A 26,167-nucleotide genomic window follows, 5' to 3' on the forward strand; every position below is an offset into this window, starting at 1 on the left:
AAGACGGAAAAATAAAATAGATAGATGATGGTGAGACTTTTAGTGAGAAGGTTGAAGAGGAATCCTTAAGCCCTTTTTACAAGAAGTCTCTTAAAAGGGAAGTTAGTGAGAATCTAACACGGTCCCGCCACTGTAAATGATTGCAGCATGGAAAAGTGCCACTGTACGGATGTATGGGAAGGCTCCATGTGCGAAAATCATGAGTCAGGAGACCTGCCATTTTCTATACACCAATAACCTACGAGGATAGGGAGGTGTGGAGCACTTTGAAAATAATTTTGAAGATATCCCAACATCTCTATAGACAATGATAGAGATGTTTTTTATTTTTCTATATTATTTAGGAAGGTGAACATAGATGAAAAAGTTGTATTCCATACTGTTAGCGATGCTGCTCGTTGTTGGAGTGCTTGCTGGATGTGGAGAAACGAAGACGGAAAATAAGCATAATAAAGAAAAAGCTACTACAGAAGAGACTAGCTTTCCTGTCACCATTAAGGATGGATTGGATCAAGAAGTAGTAATCGAAGAAAAACCAGAAAAGATAGTTTCCTTAATGCCTAGCAATACGGAAATCGTATTTGCGCTTGGGCTGGGAAAGGAGTTAGTTGGAGTTAGTGACTTTGATAACTATCCAAAAGAAGCGACGGAAAAAGAGAAGGTAGGCGGGATGGATTTTAATGTGGAGAAGATAATCTCTCTAAATCCAGATGTAGTGTTAGCACATGCATCGAGCGCCCATAATTCTACGGAAGGCTTGCAGCAAATCAGGGATGCAGGCATTGATGTTGTTGTTGTGAATGATGCCACTTCTTTTGAAGATGTTTATAAAAGCATGGTCATGATTGGACAAGCTACTGGAACAGAGAAAGAGGCAAATAAGCTTGTAGCTGATATGAAAGAAAAGTTAGGTGCTATCAAGGAGAAAGCAGTAGCCATTTCCGATAGTGATAAAAAGGCAGTTTACATAGAAGTAAACGCGGAACCAAATTTATTTACAACTGGTAAAAAGACATTTATGCAAGAGATGCTAGACACTATTCGTGCAAATAACATCATTTCTGAGGAAGGTTGGATTCAAGTGGATCAAGAGGCAGTAATTGGAGCTAATCCGGATGTTATTATTACTACTTATGGTGCCTACTCAGAAAAAAGTCCACTCGAGCAAATTAGCTCGAGAAAAGGCTGGGAAAAGATAAATGCAGTGAAAGAAAAGCAAATAATAGATGTAGATTCTGACATGGTAACTCGTTCTGGTCCTCGCCTAGTTGAAGGAGTAGAGGCAGTTGCCAAAGCGGTGTATCCGGATGTTTTTAAATAAAAGAAAAGCGGCTTATGTTTATGCCGCTTTTTTTCTCCTATTTGCGATTGTGATGGGAATAGCCATTGGAACGATCTCTGTCCCTATTTTATCTGTAGTGAAAATATTAGCAAGCTACATTGGACCAGAAAGCATATTAACGAATGTCGATCCCATGCATGTTAATATAGTTCAAAATATTCGCCTCCCTAGAGTGCTTTTGGCAGGACTGGTCGGTGCCAGTCTTTCCATAGCGGGAGCTGCATTTCAGGGATTATTAAGAAATCCATTGGCAGACCCATATACACTTGGGGTTTCATCTGGAGCATCGGTTGGAGCCGTTATTACGTTATTTTTCCACTTTACCATTCCGTTTCTTGGCGGATTGACTTTGCCATTTATGAGTGTATTATTCTCCTTTCTGACGATATTATTTGTCGTTTTTTTTGCAAAAAAAATGGATCCCGCCATGCGGGTTGAGACAATTATTTTAACGGGTATCATTATTGGTTCTTTTCTAAGTGCATTTATTTCTCTTATGATTGCATTAACAGGGAACGAACTACGCCAAATTATAGGCTGGTTACTTGGCAGTGTCTCTATGAGAGGGTGGGAATACATTAAAATTATCCTGCCTTTCTTTGTAGTTGGTTCCGGTCTTCTTCTTTCGCAAGGAAAGGAATTAAATGCTTTAGCATTTGGCGAAGAAAGAGCCCAGCATTTAGGGATCCATGTACAGAGAAGAAAAATGGTTATTTTGCTGGCTGGCTCCATGTTAACAGGTGCGGCTGTTGCTGTATCTGGTACGATCGGATTTGTGGGTCTTGTGATTCCACACTTTGTCCGGATTATCGTAGGTCCTGATCACAGACATTTAATGGGAGTCTCTCTTTTTGCTGGCAGTGGTTTTATGATTTTGGCTGACTTATTGGCTAGGACGATTATTTCTCCGACAGAACTGCCGATAGGGGTCATAACAGCTATAGTAGGTGCTCCAGTGTTTGCAGGATTATTACTGAGAAGAAGGAAGAGGAGTTTAAAATAATGCTGAATGTACGAAATCTCTTTTTTCAATATGAAACAAAACAAATTTTGGAGGATATTTCTTTTTCTGTGAATAAAGGGGAAATGATAGGTATCCTTGGGCCAAATGGCAGTGGGAAAACGACTTTAATGAAAATTATCAGCGGTATTTTAAAACCGCGAGTGGGACAGGTGGAGATAAAGGGCACATCCATTGACCAGTATAAAACGAAGGAATTAGCAAAGGTAGTCGCCGTGCTTTCTCAGCATGTGAATGAATCATTTTCCTATACTGTTCGAGAAATTGTATCGCTCGGGAGGTATGCACATCAATCGGGGCTGTTTCAATCCTGGACTTCTAAAGATGAAGAAGTGATCACCCGAGTAATGAAACAAACGGGGGTCTTTGTTTATCAAGACAAGTCTATTCATGCATTGTCTGGCGGGGAAAAGCAGCGCGTTTATTTGGCTCAGGCCCTGGCACAAGAGCCAGAAATCCTTCTGTTAGATGAACCTACTAACCATTTGGATCTATCCTACCAGAAGGAGTTATTGGATAGCTTAAGAGAATGGAGCAGGGAAAAAGGCCTGACAATTGTTTGTATTTTTCATGATTTAAACTTGGCAGGATTATATTGCGATCGACTCCTTTTATTACATGATGGAAAAGTAGAAGTAGATGCCCCTCCTTCTGATGTATTGCAAGAAAAAAGAGTGAAAAGAATCTATAAGACAAATGTGAAAAGTACTTTTCATCCAAGCAGACCAGCTTCTCAAATAGCGCTTGTGCCAAGAGAGCTAAAGAGAAAGAAAGTTCAAATAGATACAACGGCAATTACTATTACTTCAGAAAGAGTAGAAATGAAGGCTCCTTTCCCATTATACACGCTTTCATCTGGCGTAACGGGTGCCGGGATGGGCTGGTATAAAAACTTTGTAAACCGCCATGTAGATAAGACATACTGCTGCGAGGATTACCAGAAAGACATGGACAATTATTTGCTTCAAAATGGCTTTAGCCCACAAGAGACAGTCGGAATGATGACAGCTGTTCATACAGAAGATGCAACCTATCAGTTATTGGAGCGAGCGGATTTCTCTGTCATGATTGTGGTAACAGGTGGAGTAGGAAATGCTGTCGATGCAGCTAAGACGAACGAGCATTCATCCTCTTTAAATCCAGGGACGATTAATATTTGGATTTTTGTTAACGGGAAATTATCAGAGCAAGCCTTTTTGCAAAGTGCCATTACTGCTACCGAAGCAAAAGCAGCCGTCTTGCGTGATCGGAAAACAAAGGATATGGAAACAGGAACTATTGCAACAGGTACATCAACAGATAGTATATCGGTCGCTGCCACTCAAGTAGGAACATATCTTGAATTTGCCGGTACGATTACGGCGCTTGGAAAGTGTATAGCAGAAGGGGTCTATCACTGTTTAACAACGTCATTAGATAAAAGGGATAGGAGGCTGGCAGCTAAATGATCGGCCATTTAATCAGCATTACCATTGCGATTATTTTAGATAAGTTGATTGGGGATCCTCCAGGCTGGCCACATCCTGTGAAAGGGATGGGAAAGTTGATTTCCTATTTAGATCAAAGATTAAATAAGGGGAGCAATCGGCAGTTAAAAGGATTATGGATGCTCATGAGTGTTTTAGTGCTTACCTTTTTGCTTAGCTGTTTCCTTGTTTATATTAGCTATCAGCTTCATTGGTGGATCGGCGTAATAATAGAAGCTCTACTTATCGCCACAACCATTGCCCAAAAGAGTCTGAAGGATGCTGCGATAGAGGTCTATGAACCATTGCAGGCTAATGATCTAGTGCTGGCAAGAAGAAAGCTTTCTTATATTGTGGGAAGAGATACAGGGCAGTTAGAGGAAAAAGAAATTGTCCGGGCAACGGTAGAGACTGTGGCAGAAAACACTAGTGATGGCATTACAGCTCCACTGTTTTGGGCATTTATTGGTGGTGCTCCTTTCAGTCTTGTATATAGGGCCATTAATACATGTGACAGTATGGTTGGTTATAAGAATGATAAATATAGAGAATTCGGGTATTATGCAGCAAAATGTGATGATATTGTTAACTACTTGCCGAGTCGAATAACAGCAATGCTTTTGCTTTTGGTTAGTCGTAGTCCTTTCCATCCGAAAAAGGAAGCCTGGAAGCTGTTATTTCAAGATGCGAAGAAACATCCGTCTCCAAACAGCGGCTGGGGGGAAGCAGTGACTGCTATTCTCCTGGGTATACAGCTCGGTGGGATTAATTATTATCGAGGACAGAAATCAGATCGGGCTAGAATGGGAACAGCACTCCAGCCATTAGGAACGAAACATATTATCGAGTCCACTAAAATTGCTAATAAAGCAGTTGTTTGCTTTTATCTTTTTTTATTTATAGGAGGAATTGGATTTGAACTGGCCAATGCATGGAGCTAATCCCCAGTATATATATGAAAAGACAAATTTAGAAATGCCTGTGGGTGCGATTGATTTTAGCGCAAATATTAATCCATTAGGACCTCCGCCGGTTTTATTAAGGAAATGGTTTGACCTCTTTCAGACCGTTCAGCTTTATCCAGATCCTTTTGCAAGTCGCCTAAAAGAGAAAATTTCAAACCAGTATGGAATTCCTTCCAAGCAGCTTTTGATTGGAAATGGAGCTGCGGAAATCATTTCCTTATTAGGGAGAATTCTGGCGGGGAAAAAGGTATTACTTCTTCAGCCGGCTTTTTCTGAATATGAAGAAGTGTGCCGAATTAATAATTGCGACATCTATCATCATTATTTATCCGAAGAAACAGGCTGGGAGCTGTCTCTCGCTAAATTGGAAAAGGATATTCGTCAAGTCGATGCTGTATTTTTATGTAATCCTAATAATCCAACAGGGATATTTTATCCGAAGAACTTAGTAGAAGAGTTATTGGATATTTGTATGCAAAACGATTGTTCCGTCATTCTAGATGAAGCTTTCTATGATTTTGTAGTTGGATATGAGGATATGCTTCCGCTCTTGAAAAATTACCCAAATCTCATTATTTTACGTTCTTTAACCAAAATGTACAGTATACCAGGAATACGGCTAGGCTACGTATTCGCATCAGAAGAACTAATTACACAACTGCAGCACTTGCAATCACAATGGAGTATAAATGGAATTGCTTTAAAGGCTGGCGAATTATTAATAGAGCAGGAGGAGTTTCTAAATAATACGCAAAGCTATATAGAAGGAGAGAAAAAAAAGCTATTTTCCTTCTTTAAGAATAAACATTTTGTGTACTCCAACTCTGCTGCTAATTATTACTTGTTAAAAGATCCAAGGTTAACGGATCAAAAGGAATTCCTTACTTTTCTGCTAAACAATGGCATCATTGCAAGACATACATATAATTACCCGAGTCTAGAAGGAAGATGGCTGCGATTTGCGGTTAAAAGCAAAGAACAGAATCAGCAATTGCGAGGAGTGTTAACTAAATGGAAACAAAATCATCCCTCATCTTTGTAACAGGTGGCGTGAGAAGTGGCAAATCTTCGTTTGCTGAGGGATTGGCCATTAGATATGCGCAAGAAGAAAGAGCAACATTGCATTATATCGCTACTGCTGTCATTACGGATGCTGAAATGGAAGAGAGAATTATCAGACACCAACAAAACAGAGAGGCACAAAAGGTGAAATGGAATACCTATGAAAAGCCAGTTGATATTGGGGAATTAGCGGCTGTCTTTACAAAAAAGGATGTCATTTTGCTCGATTGTTTAACCGTTTTGGTCAATAATGAACTTTTTTTCCAAGATAAACAACAGGAAGGGATAGAGGGAAAACTGAAAAAGGATCTAATAGAGCTAAGCCAAAGTTGTCGCTATCTTATCCTTGTTAGTAATGAGGTTACATATGAACCGTCTCTCGATCCAGCTGTACAGAAATATTGCAGGATTTTAAATCGGCTGCATTATTTTCTCGTGCAGCATGCATATGAGGCATATTTAGTAGAGAACGGAATCGCACAACGAAAGAAGGGAGGACAAGAATGAAGGGTGTGATGATACAGGGAACTTCATCCGATGTTGGGAAAAGTCTGATTGTTACTGCTCTATGCAGAATGTTAGCAAATGAGGGCATAAAAGTAGCACCATTTAAATCACAAAATATGTCGAATAATTCTTATGTCACCGTAGACGGAAAAGAGATTGGTAGAGCACAAGGGATTCAGGCAGAAGCAGCAAAGATAGAGGCGACGGTTTGGATGAATCCAATTCTCTTAAAGCCAAGATCTGACTTGCAATCAGAGGTTGTTCTGCTAGGAGAAGCGAGTACTACTCTTTCAGGCAGAGGGTATCGTGAACGATTTTATGAAGAAGGAATTCGTGTTATCCAAAAAAGCCTTCACTATCTGCAAAGGAACTATGAGATGGTAATCATGGAAGGGGCGGGAAGCCCAGTAGAAATCAATTTAAAAGATAGAGAGCTTGTAAATATGAAGGTCGCAGAAATGGCTGATATCCCGGTTATTCTTGTTGCTGATATTGATCGCGGTGGTGTGTTTGCGAGCATTGTTGGTACTCTCTCCTTATTTTCAGAAGAGGAACGGAGCAGGGTAAAGGGGATTGTTATTAATAAGTTTCGCGGTGATGTCACTCTTTTTGAAGATGGTGTGCAATGGCTGAAGGAAAAGACAGGCATCCCTGTTCTCGGAGTCCTTCCTTTTATTCATAACCATATGATTGAAGGGGAGGACTCCTTATCTATACGGGAGAAAAGAATAGCAACTTCAAAAGAAGTGCTTGATTTAGCAGTAGTAAACAATCGTTATATGTCTAACTTTACGGATATAGAACCATTTTTCCTAGAGGAAGATGTTACTATCCGTCTGATTGATAAAGGGGAAGATTTAGGGAACCCAGATGCAGTCATTATTCCAGGTACCAAGAGTACGATAGAGGATTTAAGAGAAATGAAAAGGAATGGATTAGATGCCCAGCTTAAGCGCTATTATAAAGAAGGCGGCAGAATAATAGGCTTATGTGGAGGCTATCAAATGTTATGTTCTGTCTTGATGGATCCATATGGAGCTGATACTGGAATCGCAGGCGAAGAAATAGAAGGCCTAGGGCTTATCCCTGCAAGGACAATCTTTGAACAGAAAAAAGCGACGATTCGCGTGGAAGGTAGTTATCATCCCTTTACAAAGTTATCTTCAGAAAGAATAGAAGGGTATGAGATTCATTTAGGCAAAACAGAGTATGAGGATTCTGCCGAAAGATGTCCATTTCTATTCCTTAATAATAGGGATGAGGGGTATTATCGTGAAGACGGAAAATTGATAGGAACCTATATGCATCATCTTTTCTACAATGATATGTTTCGTAATACATGGTTAAATCAGATACGACTGCAAAAGGGCATGGCAGAAAGAAAAACACTGATTATGCGAGAGCAAAAGGATAAACGTTTTGATGCGCTTGCTGATGAGATGAAGAGACATCTTGATTGGGATAAACTATTGGATATCCTTCAAGCTGGTGATAACTAATGAAAAAATGGTGTATTGGTTTTCTAGTAAATATTCAGTTCTTTACGGCGATTCCAGTGAGGAAGGAGCTGCCGATGGAAGGGGAGTTTTTGCAGAAAAGTATAAAAACATTCCCTTTGCTAGGTCTTTTCCAAGGCTTTATTTATATGGGGATTTTCTTTTTGCTAAATGAATATACTCCATTTACAGCTCTCGCCATTGCTTTTATTGTCTGGATCAGTACGATTTTATTAACCGGTGGACTTCATTTAGATGGCTGGATGGATGCAAGTGATGCTTATTTTTCTTATCAAGATGCAAAAAAAAGATTAGAAATTATGAAAGATCCTCATGTCGGTGCCTTTGGTGTTTTGTCTGTCATTCTTTTATTGAGTACGAAGTTTCTTTTTATCTATGAAATTGTGACACATATGCAAGACTTTACCTATCTTTTTGTGATGCTTCTGCCATTCTTTTCTAAAGCAGTAATGGGCTGGAGCCTACTATTTGTTCCAGAGGCAAAAAGGGACGGACTTGGAGCATACTTTAAAAAGTCTGTCCAAGGGCAGCGCCTGTTTTTTTATAGTGGATATATTGCAGCTGCTTTGTTAGTTTTCTTGTTACTGTTTCCCAAATGGCTGCCTTTATTCTTTTTGTTTCTTTCCGTAAGCATCGGCTGCTACCTATTATTTAGCCGATTTATGAAACAGGCTTTTGGTGGATTAACAGGTGACTTATTAGGTGCAAGTGTAGAAGGGACGGAAATAGCACTATGGGCGACACTATGGTTATTGCATTATTTCGTCATGGGCTAACGGCTGCAAATGAACGAAAGGCATATATTGGCTGGACGGATGCTCCGTTAAGTGAAAAGGGGAGAAATATGCTTTATGAAAAAGGAAGGCCAGTGTCTAAATATGACTGGATAAGTACAAGTGATTTATTGCGGACGAAAGAGACAGCAGCATATTGGTTTCCTGAACAGATTCTGTACAGTGTTTCTGGTTTTCGGGAAATAAATTTTGGGGATTGGGAAGGAAAAACATACGAACAATTAAAAGAGTTACCTGAGTATTGCAAATGGTTAAACGCTCCATTTACTAATGCTCCAACAAATGGGGAATCTTTTGCAGAGTTGGTAGAGCGAGTGGATAGGGGCTGGAATCACTTAATTAAACAGAGTACTCGAAATAATAGAATGGCAGTAGTTACACATGGCGGTGTCATTCGATACTTGCTTAGTAAATATGGTGTAACAAAAAGGGATTTTTGGGATTGTGCGATTTCCCCTGGTGAAGGAATCGAGTTAATTTGGTCTAACAAAGAAAGCTTTAGGAGGAAGGAAAGATGCACTTTATTACAGGAGGTAGCTTTCACGGAAAAAAAAGCTGGACAGTAACATTTGCAAGAGAGCAGGGATTTACAGAAGGAAAGGTTCTCCGTCTATTTGATGAAAAGGAAATAAGCATGGCAAATAATGAGAAGGGTTCTTTCTATAGAATAGAAGGACTGGAGTGGATGATCAAAAATCGTCTGCAGGAAGAAACATTGGAGCAAACAATCGATTATATGGAAAAACTAGTGGAAGCTTTGCTTCAATGGGAAAGAGAAGAGAATAATCGCTGCGTGTTTATAATTGGCAGTGATATTACAAAAGGCATTGTTCCGATTGATAGAAGAGATCGCTTGTGGCGTGATGCCACAGGGCTGATTTTTCAGCGAATAGCAGCCGCTGCAGACAGAGTAGATGTTATTTGGTATGGGTTAAATGAGCGATTAAAGTAGTGAGCGATCGAATGATAGGAAGCAGCAAAATGCCTAGGCAAAAAAATAAGGACAAAACAGAAAGAGGGGTAGAAAATGCGTATCTATACAAAAACAGGTGATACCGGGGAAACGAGTATTATAGGAGGGAGAGTATCAAAGGATGATATTCGAGTAGAAGCCTATGGAACGGTCGATGAGTTGAATTCTGTTGTCGGGCTAATTGTTACGCAATTAACAGGGGAACAATTTGCTGATATTAAGGAAGATTTAGAGAAAATCCAGCATGAGTTATTTGATTGTGGAGGGGATTTAGCCAGTATTTCGACGCGAAGACAACTAAAGTTAACAGAATCTGCTATCACTTATTTAGAGGAAAGAATTGATAAGTTTATGGAGGAGACACCCGATTTGGAGCGCTTTATTTTGCCTGGAGGAACAGAAGCGGCAGCTATTGTTCATATTGCACGAACGGTGACAAGAAGAGCGGAACGCTTAGTCGTGACATTGGTGAGGACAACGGAGGACATTCCAGAATTGCCCTTAAAATACTTAAATAGACTTTCCGATTACTTTTTTGCACTGGCGAGGGTAATAAATTTCCGAAGCAATGTGGCAGATATCGAGTATATTCGAAGCGCAAAAGTATTTCGGACAAGTAAAAAGGGTGAGCGAAATGAACGCGAAGAAAATTAATGTCCTTGCTATTTTTATTGCTATATCAGTTATTGGGGCTTTTATAAAAATACCAAGTTTTATTGGAAGTGTTGCCCTTGATAGTCTTCCAAGTCTTATTACTGGAGCACTTTTAGGCGGGCTAGCTGGAGGGATAGTTGCAGCCCTCGGTCACCTTGTTTCTGCATATTTAGGCGGGCTGCCACTAGGCATGCTCCATCTGTTTATCGCAGTAGAAATGTTTCTGCTTGTTTTTACTTTTTCAAAAATCTATCAAACTGGAAATAGCATAATCTCCATATTGTTCTTTGTGTTAGGAAATGGTGTAATACTTCCACTTCCTTTTTTATATCTAATGGGAAAGGGCTTTTACATTTCGATGGTTCCAGTACTGCTGATAGGAGCTGTATTGAACGGCATTATTGCCCAGTTGTTAATGCCAAGGCTTACAGCTTTTCTTAAAGAGTGGAGAGTGGTTAAGCAGTGAGAGATGTACAAGTCGTATCGTGGAATCAGAAAGAAGAGCTCGTTATTAGTGCAGATAATAGTGGAGGAATTGGGCAGAAAGAAGATGATCAAGTTTCCGTCCCTTATGATATTGTTTCCTATTTTTCCTTTCGTGTAGCGGTTATGGAATGTATGGCAGCGGGAGGAGTGCCGTTCTCGGTAATCCTGCAGAATTTTTGTGGAGACGATGCTTGGGATATTCTTTTGGCAGGCATATATAAGGGAATAGAGGAACTTGAATTAGAGAGGGAAATTGGAATAACGGGAAGCACAGAAAGTAATTTTTCCTTCCGTCAATCAGCAATAGGACTCACAGTTCTTGGAAAAAGACCAGCAGATTTAAAAGATACCACTATTATAAATGGAAAAATGGCTATAATAGGCAGTCCTCTTGTTGGAGAAGAAGTGATTCTACAACAAGAAAAAGTGGTTCCCTTAGCAGTATTTTCCCGATTGACAAAAGTGGATAAATGTCGAATCCAGCCTGTTGGATCAAAGGGGATTCTTTATGAATTGGGGCAGTTAAAGGGAGATTTGGTTCAAGAGGAAGAAGTCCAATGCTCTGTGGATCTATTAAAATCCGCCGGTCCAGCTACATGCTTTATTGTTGAATATGAAAAGGAAGTAGAGGCAGAAATAAAAAGACTAACGAGTGGTTTTTTTCTGGAAGTGCAAGTTTCTTCGAGATAAGAGAAAAGTACAAAGTAGCTTTTTCTTTCTTTAGGAGAAATTTAAATAAATAAGCTTCCATTTTGCCCTTTTTTCATATCGTATTAAGAGTTAAAATGGAAAAGGATTAATAGGTGCTATTACAGGAATATGTGTTTTCGATTAAATTATTATTTGACTTACATGTTTTATTTTTAAAGGTATGGTTCTAGTGGTAGAATAAACAAGTGCATTGATTAAATGGAGGTATACTCATAATGAAAAAGAAACTGGGATTATTATATGGCGGTAAATCAGCTGAACATAAAGTTAGCATGCAAACAGCAATGGCTGTAATTAAAGCATTAGATACAGATAAATATGATATTCACCCAATTTACATATCAGAGAGCGGTGAATGGGTTCGTGGTCCTCAATTAATGGGACCAGTTGAAAATGTAAAAGAGCTTGCGTTTAACACACAGGAACAAATCGGCTCGAATGCCCTTTCTACTACTCTCTTTCAAGCAAATGACGAAGCTTCCTTAGATGTTATTTTTCCACTGCTTCATGGGCCAAATGGAGAAGATGGAACAGTACAAGGATTGTTAGAACTCCTTAACCTTCCTTATGTTGGGAATGGAGTTCTAGCCTCTTCAGCTGGAATGGATAAAGTAATTATGAAAAACATCTTCGAAGTAGCTGGATTAAATCAAGTAAAATACAATTCTTTTATCCGCAGTGACTGGCAAAGTGATAAGGATGCAGCCTATGAACGTGTAGAAAAAGAATTGGGTTTTCCTTGTTTTGTTAAGCCTGCTAATCTTGGTTCAAGTGTAGGGATTAGTAAATGTACAACAAGAGAAGAACTAGAAACAGCCTTCATCGAAGCATTTCAATTTGACCGCAAGATTATTGTAGAAGAGGGCTTAACAGCAAGAGAAATTGAAGTAGGTGTGCTAGGAAACGACCATCCTGAAGTTTCTGTAGCTGGTGAGATTGTTCCGAAAAAAGATTTCTATGATTATAAAGCAAAGTATGAAGATGGAAATACAGCTTTAATTATTCCTGCAGACGTGACAGAAATAGAGTATGCAGCGATTAAAGAAGATGCTATTAAAGCATTTAAAGCACTTGATTGTTCTGGCCTAGTCCGTGCAGATTTCTTCCTGACAAAAGAAGGAAAAGTTTATATTAACGAAGTGAATACAATGCCTGGATTTACACCATTCAGTATGTTCCCGTTATTATGGAAACACACAGGTTTAGAATATGATGCACTGATCAATAAATTAGTGGATCTAGCTGTGGAAAGACACACTGAAAAGCAAAATATTAAATATACGATTTAAAAAGAAGAACATAAAAGGAGAGGTGAGAAAAATGCCTCTTCTTTTGTTCCATCCAATGAAAGTTTTTTAGTAGAGAAGGGCAGTAGTCTCCGCTCATTTTTAAAGGAGGTTTTATTTTGATTAAGCGTACATATGCAGAAATTGCTTCAATGTCAAGCAGTACTCATTTCTTTGAGCAATATAATGAGGTGCTTATTAGCGGGGTAACCATTGATTCGAGAAAAATAGAAGCAGGACAATTATTCATTCCTTTTAAAGGAGAAAGAACGGATGGACATCAATATGTTGCAGATGCAATTAAACAAGGTGCTGCTGCGGCTTTTTGGCAAAAGGATGTCCCTAATCCGCCAGAGAATCTCCCTCTTATCTTTGTGGACAATTCGCTGACAGCGATTCAAATGCTTGCTAAAAGCTATCTACAACAATTAAAGGTTAAAGTTGTGGGGATAACAGGAAGTAACGGAAAAACATCTACAAAGGATATGACAACAAGTCTTCTTTCTTTAAAATATAAAGTGCAAAAAACAGAAGGCAATTATAATAATCATCTTGGTCTTCCTTTAACTGTACTTGGTTTAGAGGAGGATACAGATATTGCTGTGCTCGAAATGGGCATGAGCAGTCGTGGGGAAATCGACTTTTTGAGCCGATTAGCAGAACCAGATATTGCTGTAATTACGAATATCGGGGAGTCTCATATGCAAGATCTAGGATCAAGAGAAGGGATTGCAGAGGCGAAGTTAGAAATCTTAAATGGATTGAAGGAGAAAGGACGATTTGTTTACTTTGGAGATGAACCCCTTCTTTCAACCCGTGTAAAAGATAGGAAGCTGGATATGAAAACTTTTGGTATGGATCCTGCTAATGATTTATATCCCCATGAAATAAAGGCACTTGAAAATGGCAGTGTTTTTCATATTAATAAAGCTACTGAACCATTTGAATTGCCGGTTTTAGGAAATCACAATATTTTAAATGCGTTGGCAGCAATGCTAGTGGCAGAGTTTTTTGAAATTCCTTATGAAGAGATGAATAAAGGTCTTCAATCGCTGAAACTTACAAATATGCGCATGGAGTTAGTCGAAGGGAAGTTAGGTGTGAAAGTTATTAATGATGCATACAATGCCAGTCCTACTTCTATGCTTGCAGCTATTGATGTCTTAAAGAAACTGCCAGGATATAAGCAAAAAATTGCCGTTCTTGGCGATATGTTAGAGTTGGGAGATCAAGAAGAAGCTTTTCATTATGAGATGGGAGAGCATTTAGAAGGAGTCGATTACGTTTTAACATATGGAAAGCTGGGTAATTTCATTGCAGAAGGAGCAAAAACAGTTCTTCCTGAAGATCATGTTTTTTCTTTCCAAGGAAAAGAGCCATTAATAGAAACTTTACTGCCTTTTCTAAATAAAGAAACAGTAATTTTAGTCAAAGCTTCTAGAGGAATGAAGCTAGAGGAAATCGTTAAGGCAATACAATAATAGAAGGGGGCCAGCCTATTTGAAAAACGAAAAACGTTTTCCTTGTAGGTTCGGCTTTTTTTAGAGTGGATAGTTAAGAAATGTATATAAAAAATGAATTACTCTTATAGTGTAAAATATCTCTAAAAGGAGGGGGAGTAAATGACAGCGTGTTTATGTATACATGGATTTACAGGTTCTCCAATGGAGGTAGAACCACTAGCTGAATATATTCAGAACTATACCAATTGGGAGTGTATGGTTCCAACTCTTCCAGGGCATGGCGATCAATTAAGCTTAAAAGGGATTATATATAATGAGTGGATCCAATATGCGGAAGAAGCGTTAAAGGATTTATTAAAAAGACACGACACAGTATATGTTGTCGGTTTTTCCATGGGTGGATTAATAGCAAGCTATTTAGCAGCAAAGTATCCGATTAAGAAATTAATTCTCTTAAGTGCAGCTGCTTATTATGTAAACTTGGTTCAGCTTCAAAAGGATATAAGAATAATTTGTGCTGATTTTTTTCGAGGGCGAATTAAAGATAATGAGCAATTTATCCGCTATATGAACAAAATTAAAAGTACTCCGTTAGCCGCTGCCATTCAGTTCAGGAAGCTTGTGCAATATGTAAAACCATTGTTAGCCAACATTCAAGTGCCAACATTGATTGCCCAAGGGGAGAAGGATGGAATTGTCCCGTTGAAGAGTGCAGCCTATTTGTATAATACAATTCGGGCAGAAAATAAGAAGATATTATATGTGGAGGAATCCAAGCACTTAATTTGTCATTGTGAAAAAAGAGAATCATTATTTCAAGAAATAATAACATTCCTCAAGGCGCCCTCATAAGTTAAAAGTATCCATGTTCAATCGTATAGAAGGAAGGTCGATTGGAGACAGTAAAGAAAGGAAGGTTTGTCTATTTTCGGCCTTTAGCTTTAGACTAAAAGAAGAGTGGAATTAAAAGATAATCTTATATCAACTCTATAAAATGACGTAATAGGCCGCCTTTTTAGCATAAAGCGTTTACATTGTAAAAATGGTAAAAACACGCATAAAACCTAGATTTTCAGCTGCCCAATTTATTGCAAAGCGTATATCTTAATGATAATATTATTTTAAAAAGTAGGGTGACAAACTTAACATTTGGGGCATAATGTTAGAGAAGAAAAATCCTCTTTTTAAACGATAAATTAGTCAAATAGAGAGAAATGAATGGAAGAAGAATTCCGAGAAAATGAATTTTTTGTCTAGGAAGGGAATAACCATTGTTCTTTGTATTTGGCTAACTTTTCTAAATTAGCTGATTTGGTTTTAAGCTCCGTGAAAAGATCATGTTTTTTCGAGCGTGAATTTTGAAGATTCTCATTTAGGAGAAACAGACTAATCATTAATTGGTAACAGAGCTATTATAAAAATAAATAGAAGTCATTTGAAATTTCCTCCTATTTATAACTAAGTTAAATAGTATCTCATAACTAATAAGACTTAAATATTTTGCATATACCCTCATCATTCTCCTGATAAAGGTTGTAAGGCTATTGAAACCAACAATAACTTTCATCATTTATATATAACGAGCATCATTTCTATTTAATTGTATGGGGAAGGCATAATGTGATGAATACGATATGCCATTTTAATATGTTTCATTTAGATAAATGAGGTACATACGAATGGTTGGCATGATGGATTTATTCCATCTGTTTATGGATATTTTTTAATGACTAGAAGGAGATTGGATATATTGGTAAAGTTTCAAGATTTAGGTATTAGTCCTGCTACAATGAAAGCATTAAAAAGAATGGGGTTTGAGGAAGCGACGCCTATTCAGGCAGAAACGATTCCATTGAGCCTTCAAAATAAAGACTTAATTGGTCAAGCACAAACAGGAACAGGGAAAACAGCTGCTTTTGGAGTGCCTTTAGTTGATAAAATTGATGTAGCGAATGAAGTAATTCAAGGAATTATTATTGCTCCGACAAGAGAGCTAGCTATTCAGGTTTCAGAAGAATTATACAAAATTGGATATGGAAAGCGCACAAGAGTATTATCTATTTTTGGCGGACAGGATATAAATCGCCAAATCCGTGCATTGAAGAAAAACCCGCATATTATTGTTGGGACACCTGGACGTATATTAGATCATATTAATCGTAAAACACTTCGATTAGATAATGTTCAAACAGTTATTTTAGACGAAGCAGATGAAATGCTAAATATGGGATTCATTGATGATATTGAAGCAATCCTTTCAAAAATTCCAACAGAAAGACAAACATTATTATTCTCTGCTACAATGCCAGGACCGATTAGAAAAATGGCAGAGCGCTTTATGAAAGATCCAGAAGTAGTTAAAGTGAAAGCAAAAGAAATGACTGTGCCGTTGATTGAACAGTATTATATCGAAACACAAGAGAAAACGAAATTTGATATATTAACAAGATTATTGGATATTCAATCTCCAGAACTAGCTATTATATTTGGTCGCACGAAACGTCGTGTTGATGAGCTGTCTGAAGCATTAAATCTACGTGGCTATACAGCAGAAGGGATTCATGGAGATTTAAGCCAAGCGAAACGTATGTCTGTTCTTCGTAAGTTTAAAGAAGGAACGATTGATGTACTAGTGGCAACAGATGTAGCTGCACGTGGACTTGATATTTCCGGTGTAACACATGTTTATAACTTTGATATCCCTCAAGATCCAGAAAGCTATGTACACCGTATCGGACGTACTGGCCGTGCAGGAAAAGAAGGGGTAGCTATTACGTTTATTACGTATCGTGAAAGATCTTATCTGCAAGTTGTGGAAAAAACAACGAAGCGAAAAATGGAAAAGATGATTCCTCCAACAGTCGACCAAGCAATAGAAGGACAGCAAAAAGCTGTTATGGAAAAAATATCACAAATTATTGAGGAAAATAACTTAGAATCTTATCGAAATACTGCGGATGAATTATTGGAACAAAAAGATGCTTCTACCGTTGTAGCTGCAGTTCTAAAAATGCTTACAAAAGAACCAGATACAACTCCTGTTAAATTAACAGAAGAAAAGCCATTGCCAATGAAACGTGACCGCAGACCGTATGATAAAAATAATGACCGTGGTGGACGTAAAAACTACAACCCACGTCAACGTCAAGGCTATGGCGGCAACAAACGTCAAGGTCAATCAGGCAATAGCTACAATAAATCAAAGTCTTACCGTTAAGCTTTGTATCAGAAACCTCCATGAAGAAAACTTCGTGGAGGTTTTTTATTTGGGGATAAGCGTAGCGAGATAGAAAAATATGAAACCACATTATCATATTTTCGTATATAGTTAAGAGATACAGACAAAATTCAGAAAATAGGAGGAATGTAATTGATAACAATACCTCAAAATAGATTATCGAAAAAGGGGATCACTGTTTGGCGCTTAACAGGAATTATATCTTCGCTCATTATGATGGTTATTGGTGGTGGGTTAATTACGTTTGCTATTCTTTTTGATTGGCACATACTTATAAGTATAGGAACAGTTATTTATCTTCTTTTTCATATAGCTCTTACAATTGGCATTATGCCGCCTTTAAAGTGGAAAAGATGGAGATATGAAGTAAGAGGAGATGAAATTGAAATACAGCAAGGAGTTATTGTAATAAAGCGAACGCTTATTCCAATGATTAGAGTACAGCATGTTGACATGAAGCAAGGACCTTTATTAAGAAAGTATGAGCTTGCCACAGTGTCGATTTCTACAGCAGCAACCGTACACGAAATCCCTGTGCTTCAAGTGGATGAAGCAGAAGAAATTAGACAGTATATTTCTAGTAAAGCAAAGGTGGCGGAAGAAGATGTTTAAGCAAAACAGACTTCATCCGGTTTCCATTATTTACGTTATTTTGAAGCGGTTAAGAGAGTTTATCTTTCCGTTTATTGGAATTATTGTGCTTGGAGGTAAGCCCACTGACTGGAGTTTATATACGATTCTAGGAGCGTCCCTCTTACTTTTGATTATTCTCATTAGCGGATTTTTGTCATGGTACTTTTTCACCTTTTATGTGGTAGGAAATGAATTGCGAATGGAGTATGGTGTATTTATAAAAAAGAAACGGTACATTCCCTTTGAACGTATTCAAAGTATCGATTTTACAGAGGGAATCTTTCACCGTCCATTTAGTTTAGTAAAAGTGAAAATTGAAACAGCAGGTGGTGCTGAAGCTGAAGGCGAGCTTACTGCTATTTCTAAAAAGGTTGCTCAAGAATTAAAAAGATATATTATTCAAAAAAAGAATGAGCAGATTGAAACGGACGAAATGATAGAAGAAGTAGAACCTGCTCAACAAGAAATCTACCGGATTACATCAAAAAAATTAGTGATTTTGGCGTCAACTTCGGGTGGCGTAGGTGTGATTATCTCCGCAATTTTTGCTTTCATTTCACAATTTGATGATTTAATTCCGTATAAGGAAATCTACAAACATGTTCAACAAGTCATTACAAGCGGTGTAGCGTTAGTTTCTATCGTTGTCTTTGTTTTATTTGTATTGTTATGGATTTTATCTTGGTTCATTACCATATTAAAATATGCGAATTTTACATTATCGAAGACGAAAGATGATTTGATTATTACACGTGGCCTAATCGAGAAAAAGCAGATTACTATTCCGCTGAGAAGGATTCAAGCAATTAAAATAACAGAAGCAATGCTTAGACAGCCGTTTCAATTAGTAGGTGTATCTGTTATTAGCGCTGGTGGATCTTTTGATGATATAGAAGCTTCTGATGTAGTTGCTGTTCCGTTATTAAAGAAGAAGGAATTACCACTTTTATTAAAAGAAATGGTACCTGAGTATGAATGGAATGAGGAGTTGCTTTCGCCGCCAAAACGATCAATTTGGAGGTATATTATTAAAAATAGTTGGGCAGCATTACCAGTTATTATCGCTTTGATTTACTTTTTTCATGAATGGGGAGCGTTATCGTTGTTGTTATTACTTGTTTTACCATTATGGGGCTACTGGAATTATCGTTCAGCTGGATACCGTATTTCAGGTAAGCAGTTAACACTATCCTTCCGCCAATTTAATAAAACGACTTTCCTGATGAGACGAAATCGAATTCAAGCCCTTTACTATACAGAGGGATGGTGGCAGCGAAAAGGGAAGCTTGCTTCTGTACAGGGGGTTGTTCTTTCTGGTGCTGGAGGAGCCACTGGGGTAGTTACAGACCTGACCAAAGAAGACGTAGAAAAGGTATATGAATGGTATTCGCTAAGTTAAGTGAGTGTCGGATAAAGCTAAATAGCCCAACAAGTTCTAATTTATTCGGTATGAAAATTATATCACTCTTCCATTTTAAAGTTTTTAATTCAAAAGAATAAACTTGTATATAGATTTAACACAATCACTTCCTTGAAATAGCTTAAAAAAGGTTGGGGAAAAAGTATTCTAACCAAATATAACCGATTAAGAATGCGTATAACCTAAAAAATTCGGATTATTGTTTTGGGGTTTTTATTTCATTTAAGAAAGAATGTGTGGTCATTACCCGCAGACTGAATACACTTCACTTTCCATGGGTGGGGCGAGAGCCGAGCTGCTTCGTCGTTTCGCTCCTGCAAGGTCTCGGACTTTCTTGCAGCTCCCATAGGAATCTACGTGTATTCAGTCTGCTCCGTTTTATTTTCTTATGAAATTAATGATGGAACGAATTGGTTTGGATATTAAATTAGATATTGTTTGCCTTTATCCTTTATCTAGTTTATTTTTTCACAACCTCACCCTGTTTTTGCGAGAGATTTGGACAAAGTAAAATATATAATAGTTATTATTGACTAACAAATCCTATAATAGCAAGACCGAAGATGATAATCCAAATGATAATTGATTTTGCTTCAGGCTTTTTTGTGCGGCGGAGCTGTTGTCGTAAATAGTACCATTCTTCTTTATAACTGGAAAAAATCTTCTTTCCCTTTGATTCCGATAAACTTCCGACGATGACCCCTGTTAGAAATCCGAAAATATGGGCAACAATATTTATATTTGGCTGTAAAAAGGTCATAATTAAGCTAAGAACAGCAATGGTCGTAATAATTTGGGCGTTGCTTTGAGAAATAATGTCTTTTCGAAATACAACTAGACTAATATAATAGCCGAATAGACCAAATATTGCGCCGCTAGAACCTAAGTGAACATAGGTAAGTGGTTCGATAAGAAGAGTGATAATATTTGCTGCGATACCAGTGACTAAGTAAATAAGAAGAAACTTGAATTTACCAAGTATTCTTTCGAGAGCAGGTCCGAATAAGAAAATGCTAAAGCTGTTAAATAGAAGATGGGCAAACCCTCCATGGATGAAAATGGGAGTGATTAAGCGCCACCATTCTCCTTCTACTATATAAAGGTTAACACCCATCATGGTTTCTAATAAATATTTATTTGGAAAGATAGGGAGATTGGTTAATAAATATAGAATTAGATGAATAAGTAAGATCATGGAAACGACAGGATAATACGTAATATACTCTTTAAAGCTTTCTCTTCTGGTAAACAACAGTATTTAATACCTCCTAAATAAAGCTTCTTTCTACAATAATAGCCAAAGAATAGGAAAAGATACAATATATTATGCTCACTAGCAATAGAATAGAAGGAGTTGTCTTATGATTAGCGGAACGGGAATTGATATAACAGAAATAGAAAGAATCGAATCTTTACTCCAAAGTAAGCCGAAGTTTGCAAAGCGCATTCTAACGGATAAAGAAATGGAAAAGTTTCAGCAGCTATCTGGCCATCGTAAATGTGAGTTTTTAGCAGGACGATTTGCAGCAAAAGAAGCATTTTCAAAAGCGCTAGGCACAGGGATTGGAGCGAACTTAAGCTTTTTGGATATTGAAATAGGATATGAGGAAAAGGGGAAGCCATGTATTTTAAAGCCATTTTCAAAAGGAGTCCATTTATCTATAACTCATAGCAAACACTATGCCTTTGCACAAGTTATTATTGAGGAATAAGGAAAGCGAGAGGGATTTCATCGTTTTCCTTATTCTTTTGTTTGGGAGGGGTAAATGACTACTTCAATGAAGCGGGTCCGATTCTGTTTAGGCAAAGAGAAATAAACAGAAGAAATATCAACCAAAAGACTTATGATTTCAAGTAGCATATTCCCGAAGGTTGTCTCATATATTCATAGAGAAATAGGAGAGACAAGTATGGTTTCGCGGTTTCTAATAGGTAATTCCAAGAGAGAAGGAAGAGGAGTTTCTATTAGAAATACTGTTTGCTTATTTTTCTCTCTTTCGACGTGAAATGAGAATAGGGGAGTTGAAAAAATGAACAAGAAGATTTGGTTGCTATTTGTAGGGCTAACGGTCATGCTTTTGTTAACTGCCTGCGGAACAAAATCGAAAGAAGATGTTCTGACTGATTTAAAAGAAAAGGTCGAGACAAAAGGGTATAAAGCAGACGCCGAAATGACTCTCAAAATGGGAACAGAACCACAGACTTATGAAGTGGAAGTGTGGCATAAAGACCCAAGCTTTTATCGAGTGAATTTAAAGAATTCAGCAAAAAATCAAAGCCAAATGATTTTGAAAAATGAAGAAGGCGTCTATGTATTAACGCCAGCTTTAAACAAATCCTTTAAGTTTCAAAGTGAGTGGCCGGAAAATAGTAGTCAAGCTTATCTCTATGAGTCTTTAGTGAAAGATATTGAAGAAGATAAAGAAGTGAAATTTTCTGCTACAGATAAGCACTACGTTTTTGAAACAAAAACTCGCTATCAGAATAATAAAATGCTTCCAACTCAAGAGATTGCCTTCAGCAAGAAGGATCTTTCTCCTGTCAGTGTAAAAGTAAAGGATGTAGAGGGCGTAGCGTTGGTCACGGTGAAGTTTTCTAATGTGAAGTTTGATGTTTCCTTTGATAAAAAAGATTTTGATTTACAAAAGAGTATGACTGCGGCTAAGATGGTTATTCCAGTTATGGGAGAAATCGAAGACAAAGACTTTGCCGTGAAATATCCGGAAGAACCATTAGAAGGAGTCAGCTTGGTAGAAGAGAAAAAAATGGCTTCTGAAAACGGTAATCGTGTAATCCTCACTTATGATGGAGAAAAATCTTATACGATTATTCAAGAAAAAGCAGTAGTAGCACCAGCTACAGCAGGACCAATCGTTAGTAAGGGAGATCCAGTGGATTTAGGATTTACCATTGGTGAAGTTACAGATTCTAAAGTATCATGGACGTTTGAAGGCGTCGATTATACGATTGCATCAAGTGACTTAACTCGTGATGAATTAGTTACTGTTGCACGCTCCGTACAAGGAGAGGCAATAAAATAAGTAATACTCAGGCAGCCTTCAACAGGGGGCTGTTTTTTTATGTGGAATAATTACTTGTTACGCTAAACTTATAAGGATTAGAATTGACAAGCGGATCAATCAGTAGAATAATTTAAGGAATAAGTTTGTTATTAAAAAGGACGTGTGAGGATTTGAATCAAGAAGATAACTTTTATCGTGATACATGGGTGGAGATTGATCTTGATGCTATTGCATATAATGTTGGTGAATTAAGAAAAAAATTACATCCTGAAAATAAGTTAATAGCAGTAGTAAAGGCAAATGGATATGGGCATGGGGCTCTGCAAGTTGCCAGAACTGCTTTACGGTCTGGTGCGAATTACTTGGCCGTAGCCTTTTTAGATGAAGCAATCAGTTTAAGAAAGCAAGGAATAACAGCACCGATTCTTGTGCTTGGCGCAAGTAGACCGAAGGATGTTATGACAGCAATAAAATATAAAGTAACTTTAACTGTTTATTATAAAGATTGGTTAGAAGAAGCGGTTCAATTTTTAAATAAGGATGATTCATTAACGATTCATTTAAAGTTAGATACAGGTATGGGGAGAATTGGGGTTAGAAATGAGCAGGAGATTCAATCGATAGAAGAATTGCTGGTAAAACACCCCAATATTGTAGTGGAGGGGATTTTTACTCATTTTGCAACAGCGGATGAAAAAAATTCTTCTTACTTTGAAAGCCAAATTCAACGCTTTAAGGAACTACTATCTTCTTTTACAAAGCTGCCCGCAATTATTCACTGCAGTAATAGTGCGGCAAGTCTTTTGCATCCTGATTTGCAATATAATGCTGTGCGTTTGGGGATTTCTATGTATGGATTAACACCTTCTCTTGAAATTGAACCTGATTTACCTTATCCATTACAAGAAGCTTTTTCCTTAAGGACAAAATTAGTCCAAGTGAAAAAGTTAAACAAGGGCGATAAAGTGAGCTATGGAGCTACTTATGAGGCAAAAGAAGAGGAATGGATAGGGACTTTACCAATTGGTTATGCAGACGGATGGTTACGTAAACTGCAAGGACAAGAGGTTCTGGTCGAAGGAATAAGAGCGCCGATTGTAGGGAGAATTTGTATGGATCAATGTATGATAAGGCTGCCGTTTTATTTAGAGCCAGGAACAGAAATAACGCTAATTGGGAAGCAAAGGGATGCAGAAATCTCTGTGAATGAAATTGCTGCTAAACTAGAAACGATTAATTATGAAATCACATGTATGATTTCTACAAGAGTTCCGCGGGTTTTTAAACAATATGGAAATGTCACAGAAACAGTAAATTTCTTAATCTAGAGGAAGAATAAAGCAATGGTGGTTTCGACTGCTTGCTGCCAGATGAATATTTTAAACTCAAGATCAAATAAAAGTAATGGATAAGGAAATGACTGAATACATTAATTATGGTCACAGATACCATTTGAAGATCTATTTATATGAAAAATATGGAAGAATAGCTATTATTTTTGTGAATAATTTTCGTTTTTCTATTCTTTCATGCATAAAAGGGATAATTTTTGGCGGATAATACAGTAGAATTGCTGAATGGACTTTGCAGAAACACTTATTAGTGGTATGATTAAAAAAAGCAGAGCTAAAAATGGTGTGTAGTGATGGTGGAGGTGTATGTTTGTGTCTGAATCTAGCACAACGACAGAGATCATGATAAAATTACCAAAGCATTTGTTAACTGAATTGGACGGCTTCGTTAAGCAAGAAAATGTTAATCGTAGTGAATTTATTTATCAAGCAACGAAAATGTATCTTCGCGAACGGAAAAAGAGACATATCCGCGAATCGATGAGACGAGGATATATGGAAATGGCTAAATTAAATTTATCCATTGCATCAGAAAGCTTTCTCGCAGAATACGAGGCAGAGCATACAGTAGAACGTCTTGTAAGCGGAGGGTAATCCTTTGATTGTCAAACGTGGTGACGTTTATTTTGCAGACCTATCCCCAGTTGTTGGTTCAGAGCAAGGCGGCGTCCGTCCTGTACTTGTCATTCAAAACGACATCGGGAATCGGTTCAGTCCCACAGTCATTATTGCAGCAATTACAGCTCAGATTCAAAAGGCTAAATTGCCGACTCATGTGGAAATTGATGCGAAGCGATATGGTTTTGAAAGAGATTCGGTAATTCTTTTAGAACAAATTCGTACGATAGATAAACAGAGGCTAACGGACAAAATTACTCATCTTGATGAGGAAATGATGGAAAAAGTCGATGAAGCTCTACAAATTAGTTTAGGTCTCATTGAATTTTAAGTATAATGCGCTCATTGCAGCGCTTTTTTTTATAACCCTAACTACAACCTTTCTGGATGTAAAAAAAGCTCGTATGTTAAACTAGAAAGAACCTCCTTATTTATTTTGGAGGTTTTTTCTAGTTTGAAAGGAAATAGTGGAGCAATTTTTTTACTGTATAACAAAAAATTTTTATAATAGGTTTGAAGGATAAGGAAAATGGGAATATAGAAAAGTCATCACCTATCTTTAGTAGAAGGATGAATAAATTTTCAAGTGGAGAATATGCCCAAAAATACCGCTTGTTTTTCAATATACCCATTTTTGAAAATAGAAAGTCTCTGTTAATATGATAAAATGAAGGAAGTAACTCAGGAAATATGGAGCAATTAAATTGGTGATTACGGATGGATAAATTTTTTATAATCTTTATGTTTACCAAGGGAAGCTCTTGCTTTATTTTAGTTTTTCTTCCATCTAAATAGAGGATCCCTAACGCGGGATGGATAAGTGTGTAAAAAATATATTAAAAGAAAGTTGGTTGGTTTTGGGTGAATAGAGTAAGAATACCAATATTAAAACTTTATGACTACTTACTAGTATCCATTCAATGGGAATTAGATGACCAAACAGCCCTTCAGTTTCAGGAGGATTTATTAAATAAAATCCATGAGACCAGTGCGAACGGGGTAGTCATTGATTTAACTTCTATTGATTTTATAGACTCATTTATTGCAAAAGTATTAGGTGATGTTATCGGTATGTCGAAGCTAATGGGGGCTAAGGTGGTACTGACAGGGATTCAACCTGCTGTTGCCATCACCTTAGTAGAGCTAGGTATCAGTTTAAACGATGTTTTAACTGCCTTAGATCTAGAAAAAGGTTTGGAGAAATTACAACAGGAATTGGAGGACTGACCTATGGGAGACCAATCCTGTGTAAAAATTATAAATGAATGGGATATTGTTGCCGCTCGACAATTAGGCAGAAACCTCGCCAAAGAGCTCGGCTTCGGTACCGTTGATCAAGCCCGGATAACCACAGCAATTAGTGAATTAGCAAGAAATATATATTTATATGCTGGTCAAGGACAGATTTGTATAGAAAAGCTTTTTGATAATGGGAAAGCTGGTTTAAAACTAATTGCGATGGATAGTGGTCCTGGAATTAAGGATATTAGACAAGTGATGCAAGATGGTTTTTCTACTTCTGGCGGGTTAGGAGCCGGATTGCCAGGTGTGAAACGTTTGATGGATGAGTTTGATATTAAAACCTCTATTGGCGATGGAACAGAAATCCAGGCGGTGAAGTGGCTAAGATAGGGGG

Annotated in this window: 27 protein-coding genes and 1 riboswitch; of the genes, 26 read left to right on the forward strand and 1 reads right to left on the reverse strand. The window is 37.6% G+C overall.

Annotated elements, in window-relative coordinates:
• Positions 1-35: 35 nt before the first annotated feature.
• A riboswitch (cobalamin riboswitch) is annotated at positions 36-235 on the forward strand.
• A gap of 123 nt (positions 236-358) precedes the next feature.
• The 19 genes from NiCM35_RS15775 (at position 359) to NiCM35_RS15865 (ending at position 19,517) form a co-directional block, all read left to right on the forward strand.
• Entirely contained in the window at positions 359-1,321 is a 963-nt protein-coding gene (locus NiCM35_RS15775; protein ID WP_433780047.1) for an ABC transporter substrate-binding protein, read from the forward strand.
• Positions 1,308-2,345 carry a FecCD family ABC transporter permease gene (locus NiCM35_RS15780; protein WP_286167704.1) on the forward strand — a complete coding sequence of 346 codons (1,038 nt, stop codon included), beginning with the start codon at positions 1,308-1,310 and terminating at the stop codon, positions 2,343-2,345. The genes NiCM35_RS15775 and NiCM35_RS15780 overlap by 14 nt, the downstream gene beginning before the upstream one ends.
• Positions 2,345-3,811, forward strand: a complete 1,467-nt coding sequence (locus tag NiCM35_RS15785) for a heme ABC transporter ATP-binding protein (protein ID WP_171509242.1) — start codon at positions 2,345-2,347, stop codon at positions 3,809-3,811. Before NiCM35_RS15780 ends, NiCM35_RS15785 begins: the two co-directional genes overlap by 1 nt.
• The gene (cbiB, locus tag NiCM35_RS15790) at positions 3,808-4,770 is read left to right on the forward strand and encodes an adenosylcobinamide-phosphate synthase CbiB (RefSeq protein WP_123260064.1); all 963 of its coding nucleotides are present in this window, start codon (positions 3,808-3,810) and stop codon (positions 4,768-4,770) included. The genes NiCM35_RS15785 and cbiB overlap by 4 nt, the downstream gene beginning before the upstream one ends.
• On the forward strand, positions 4,745-5,836 hold the full coding sequence (locus NiCM35_RS15795) for a pyridoxal phosphate-dependent aminotransferase (protein WP_433780049.1): 1,092 nt from the start codon (positions 4,745-4,747) through the stop codon (positions 5,834-5,836). The genes cbiB and NiCM35_RS15795 overlap by 26 nt, the downstream gene beginning before the upstream one ends.
• Positions 5,806-6,363: a bifunctional adenosylcobinamide kinase/adenosylcobinamide-phosphate guanylyltransferase gene (locus NiCM35_RS15800; RefSeq protein ID WP_123258786.1), complete on the forward strand. Its 558-nt coding sequence runs from the start codon at positions 5,806-5,808 to the stop codon at positions 6,361-6,363. Before NiCM35_RS15795 ends, NiCM35_RS15800 begins: the two co-directional genes overlap by 31 nt.
• Positions 6,360-7,862 (forward strand): cobyric acid synthase, encoded by a 1,503-nt coding sequence (locus NiCM35_RS15805; RefSeq protein ID WP_095331041.1) that lies wholly within the window; start codon positions 6,360-6,362, stop codon positions 7,860-7,862. Before NiCM35_RS15800 ends, NiCM35_RS15805 begins: the two co-directional genes overlap by 4 nt.
• A complete protein-coding gene (gene cobS / locus NiCM35_RS15810) occupies positions 7,862-8,656 on the forward strand; it encodes an adenosylcobinamide-GDP ribazoletransferase (protein WP_095331039.1) in 795 nt (264 codons plus the stop codon). The genes NiCM35_RS15805 and cobS overlap by 1 nt, the downstream gene beginning before the upstream one ends.
• Positions 8,614-9,240 (forward strand): histidine phosphatase family protein, encoded by a 627-nt coding sequence (locus NiCM35_RS15815; RefSeq protein ID WP_095331037.1) that lies wholly within the window; start codon positions 8,614-8,616, stop codon positions 9,238-9,240. The genes cobS and NiCM35_RS15815 overlap by 43 nt, the downstream gene beginning before the upstream one ends.
• Positions 9,189-9,626 carry a bifunctional adenosylcobinamide kinase/adenosylcobinamide-phosphate guanylyltransferase gene (locus NiCM35_RS15820; RefSeq protein ID WP_095331035.1) on the forward strand — a complete coding sequence of 146 codons (438 nt, stop codon included), beginning with the start codon at positions 9,189-9,191 and terminating at the stop codon, positions 9,624-9,626. The genes NiCM35_RS15815 and NiCM35_RS15820 overlap by 52 nt, the downstream gene beginning before the upstream one ends.
• Before the next feature lie 75 nt (positions 9,627-9,701).
• Complete coding sequence (locus NiCM35_RS15825; RefSeq protein ID WP_095331033.1) at positions 9,702-10,301, forward strand: cob(I)yrinic acid a,c-diamide adenosyltransferase; 600 nt, start codon at positions 9,702-9,704, stop codon at positions 10,299-10,301.
• Positions 10,282-10,767 (forward strand): ECF transporter S component, encoded by a 486-nt coding sequence (locus NiCM35_RS15830; protein WP_433780051.1) that lies wholly within the window; start codon positions 10,282-10,284, stop codon positions 10,765-10,767. The genes NiCM35_RS15825 and NiCM35_RS15830 overlap by 20 nt, the downstream gene beginning before the upstream one ends.
• Positions 10,764-11,477 (forward strand): ATP-binding protein, encoded by a 714-nt coding sequence (locus NiCM35_RS15835; protein ID WP_095331029.1) that lies wholly within the window; start codon positions 10,764-10,766, stop codon positions 11,475-11,477. Before NiCM35_RS15830 ends, NiCM35_RS15835 begins: the two co-directional genes overlap by 4 nt.
• Positions 11,478-11,713: 236 nt before the next feature.
• Positions 11,714-12,787, forward strand: coding sequence for a D-alanine--D-alanine ligase (locus tag NiCM35_RS15840; RefSeq protein WP_095331027.1), 1,074 nt, complete (start codon positions 11,714-11,716; stop codon positions 12,785-12,787).
• Between the two features lie 116 nt (positions 12,788-12,903).
• On the forward strand, positions 12,904-14,265 hold the full coding sequence (locus NiCM35_RS15845; protein WP_275068562.1) for a UDP-N-acetylmuramoyl-tripeptide--D-alanyl-D-alanine ligase: 1,362 nt from the start codon (positions 12,904-12,906) through the stop codon (positions 14,263-14,265).
• Between the two features lie 141 nt (positions 14,266-14,406).
• Positions 14,407-15,099, forward strand: coding sequence for an alpha/beta hydrolase (locus NiCM35_RS15850; RefSeq protein WP_433780054.1), 693 nt, complete (start codon positions 14,407-14,409; stop codon positions 15,097-15,099).
• 898 nt (positions 15,100-15,997) lie between these two features.
• Entirely contained in the window at positions 15,998-17,464 is a 1,467-nt protein-coding gene (gene cshA, locus NiCM35_RS15855) for a degradosome RNA helicase CshA (protein WP_095331023.1), read from the forward strand.
• A gap of 153 nt (positions 17,465-17,617) precedes the next feature.
• A complete protein-coding gene (locus tag NiCM35_RS15860; protein ID WP_095331021.1) occupies positions 17,618-18,097 on the forward strand; it encodes a PH domain-containing protein in 480 nt (159 codons plus the stop codon).
• Positions 18,090-19,517, forward strand: a complete 1,428-nt coding sequence (locus NiCM35_RS15865) for a PH domain-containing protein (RefSeq protein ID WP_433780056.1) — start codon at positions 18,090-18,092, stop codon at positions 19,515-19,517. Before NiCM35_RS15860 ends, NiCM35_RS15865 begins: the two co-directional genes overlap by 8 nt.
• 547 nt (positions 19,518-20,064) lie before the next feature.
• Here NiCM35_RS15865 and NiCM35_RS15870 read toward each other — a convergent pair.
• On the reverse strand, positions 20,065-20,790 hold the full coding sequence (locus NiCM35_RS15870) for a rhomboid family intramembrane serine protease (protein ID WP_095331017.1): 726 nt from the start codon (positions 20,788-20,790) through the stop codon (positions 20,065-20,067).
• 109 nt (positions 20,791-20,899) lie between these two features.
• Between NiCM35_RS15870 and acpS the strand changes: the two genes are divergently transcribed.
• The 7 genes from acpS to NiCM35_RS15905 all read left to right on the forward strand — a co-directional run bounded on the left by acpS (position 20,900) and on the right by NiCM35_RS15905 (position 26,163).
• Positions 20,900-21,250, forward strand: coding sequence for a holo-ACP synthase (gene acpS / locus NiCM35_RS15875; protein WP_095331015.1), 351 nt, complete (start codon positions 20,900-20,902; stop codon positions 21,248-21,250).
• Positions 21,251-21,568: 318 nt separating this feature from the next.
• Positions 21,569-22,579 carry a LolA family protein gene (locus NiCM35_RS15880; RefSeq protein WP_095331013.1) on the forward strand — a complete coding sequence of 337 codons (1,011 nt, stop codon included), beginning with the start codon at positions 21,569-21,571 and terminating at the stop codon, positions 22,577-22,579.
• A 152-nt stretch (positions 22,580-22,731) separates the two neighbouring features.
• The gene (alr, locus tag NiCM35_RS15885) at positions 22,732-23,889 is read left to right on the forward strand and encodes an alanine racemase (RefSeq protein ID WP_303985211.1); all 1,158 of its coding nucleotides are present in this window, start codon (positions 22,732-22,734) and stop codon (positions 23,887-23,889) included.
• 336 nt (positions 23,890-24,225) lie between these two features.
• The gene (locus NiCM35_RS15890; RefSeq protein ID WP_047944180.1) at positions 24,226-24,507 is read left to right on the forward strand and encodes a CopG family ribbon-helix-helix protein; all 282 of its coding nucleotides are present in this window, start codon (positions 24,226-24,228) and stop codon (positions 24,505-24,507) included.
• Positions 24,508-24,511: 4 nt separating this feature from the next.
• Positions 24,512-24,862: a type II toxin-antitoxin system endoribonuclease NdoA gene (gene ndoA, locus NiCM35_RS15895; RefSeq protein WP_016201246.1), complete on the forward strand. Its 351-nt coding sequence runs from the start codon at positions 24,512-24,514 to the stop codon at positions 24,860-24,862.
• A 530-nt stretch (positions 24,863-25,392) separates the two neighbouring features.
• On the forward strand, positions 25,393-25,758 hold the full coding sequence (locus tag NiCM35_RS15900) for an STAS domain-containing protein (RefSeq protein ID WP_047944178.1): 366 nt from the start codon (positions 25,393-25,395) through the stop codon (positions 25,756-25,758).
• A gap of 3 nt (positions 25,759-25,761) precedes the next feature.
• Positions 25,762-26,163, forward strand: a complete 402-nt coding sequence (locus NiCM35_RS15905; RefSeq protein WP_047944177.1) for an anti-sigma regulatory factor — start codon at positions 25,762-25,764, stop codon at positions 26,161-26,163.
• The last annotated feature ends 4 nt before the right edge of the window (positions 26,164-26,167 follow it).

The organism is Niallia sp. M35 (genome assembly GCF_050971705.1).
Taxonomy (GTDB): Bacteria; Bacillota; Bacilli; order Bacillales; family Cytobacillaceae; genus Niallia; species Niallia circulans_A.

Coding starts and splice junctions, on each gene's coding strand:
- NiCM35_RS15775 (WP_433780047.1), top strand. CDS start 359: ATGAAAAAGTTGTATTCCATACTGTTAGCGATGCTGCTCGTTGTTGGA.
- NiCM35_RS15780 (WP_286167704.1), top strand. CDS start 1,308: ATGTTTTTAAATAAAAGAAAAGCGGCTTATGTTTATGCCGCTTTTTTT.
- NiCM35_RS15785 (WP_171509242.1), top strand. CDS start 2,345: ATGCTGAATGTACGAAATCTCTTTTTTCAATATGAAACAAAACAAATT.
- cbiB (WP_123260064.1), top strand. CDS start 3,808: ATGATCGGCCATTTAATCAGCATTACCATTGCGATTATTTTAGATAAG.
- NiCM35_RS15800 (WP_123258786.1), top strand. CDS start 5,806: ATGGAAACAAAATCATCCCTCATCTTTGTAACAGGTGGCGTGAGAAGT.
- NiCM35_RS15805 (WP_095331041.1), top strand. CDS start 6,360: ATGAAGGGTGTGATGATACAGGGAACTTCATCCGATGTTGGGAAAAGT.
- cobS (WP_095331039.1), top strand. CDS start 7,862: ATGAAAAAATGGTGTATTGGTTTTCTAGTAAATATTCAGTTCTTTACG.
- NiCM35_RS15815 (WP_095331037.1), top strand. CDS start 8,614: ATGGGCGACACTATGGTTATTGCATTATTTCGTCATGGGCTAACGGCT.
- NiCM35_RS15820 (WP_095331035.1), top strand. CDS start 9,189: ATGCACTTTATTACAGGAGGTAGCTTTCACGGAAAAAAAAGCTGGACA.
- NiCM35_RS15825 (WP_095331033.1), top strand. CDS start 9,702: ATGCGTATCTATACAAAAACAGGTGATACCGGGGAAACGAGTATTATA.
- NiCM35_RS15830 (WP_433780051.1), top strand. CDS start 10,282: ATGAACGCGAAGAAAATTAATGTCCTTGCTATTTTTATTGCTATATCA.
- NiCM35_RS15840 (WP_095331027.1), top strand. CDS start 11,714: ATGAAAAAGAAACTGGGATTATTATATGGCGGTAAATCAGCTGAACAT.
- NiCM35_RS15850 (WP_433780054.1), top strand. CDS start 14,407: ATGACAGCGTGTTTATGTATACATGGATTTACAGGTTCTCCAATGGAG.
- NiCM35_RS15865 (WP_433780056.1), top strand. CDS start 18,090: ATGTTTAAGCAAAACAGACTTCATCCGGTTTCCATTATTTACGTTATT.
- acpS (WP_095331015.1), top strand. CDS start 20,900: ATGATTAGCGGAACGGGAATTGATATAACAGAAATAGAAAGAATCGAA.
- NiCM35_RS15880 (WP_095331013.1), top strand. CDS start 21,569: ATGAACAAGAAGATTTGGTTGCTATTTGTAGGGCTAACGGTCATGCTT.
- NiCM35_RS15905 (WP_047944177.1), top strand. CDS start 25,762: ATGGGAGACCAATCCTGTGTAAAAATTATAAATGAATGGGATATTGTT.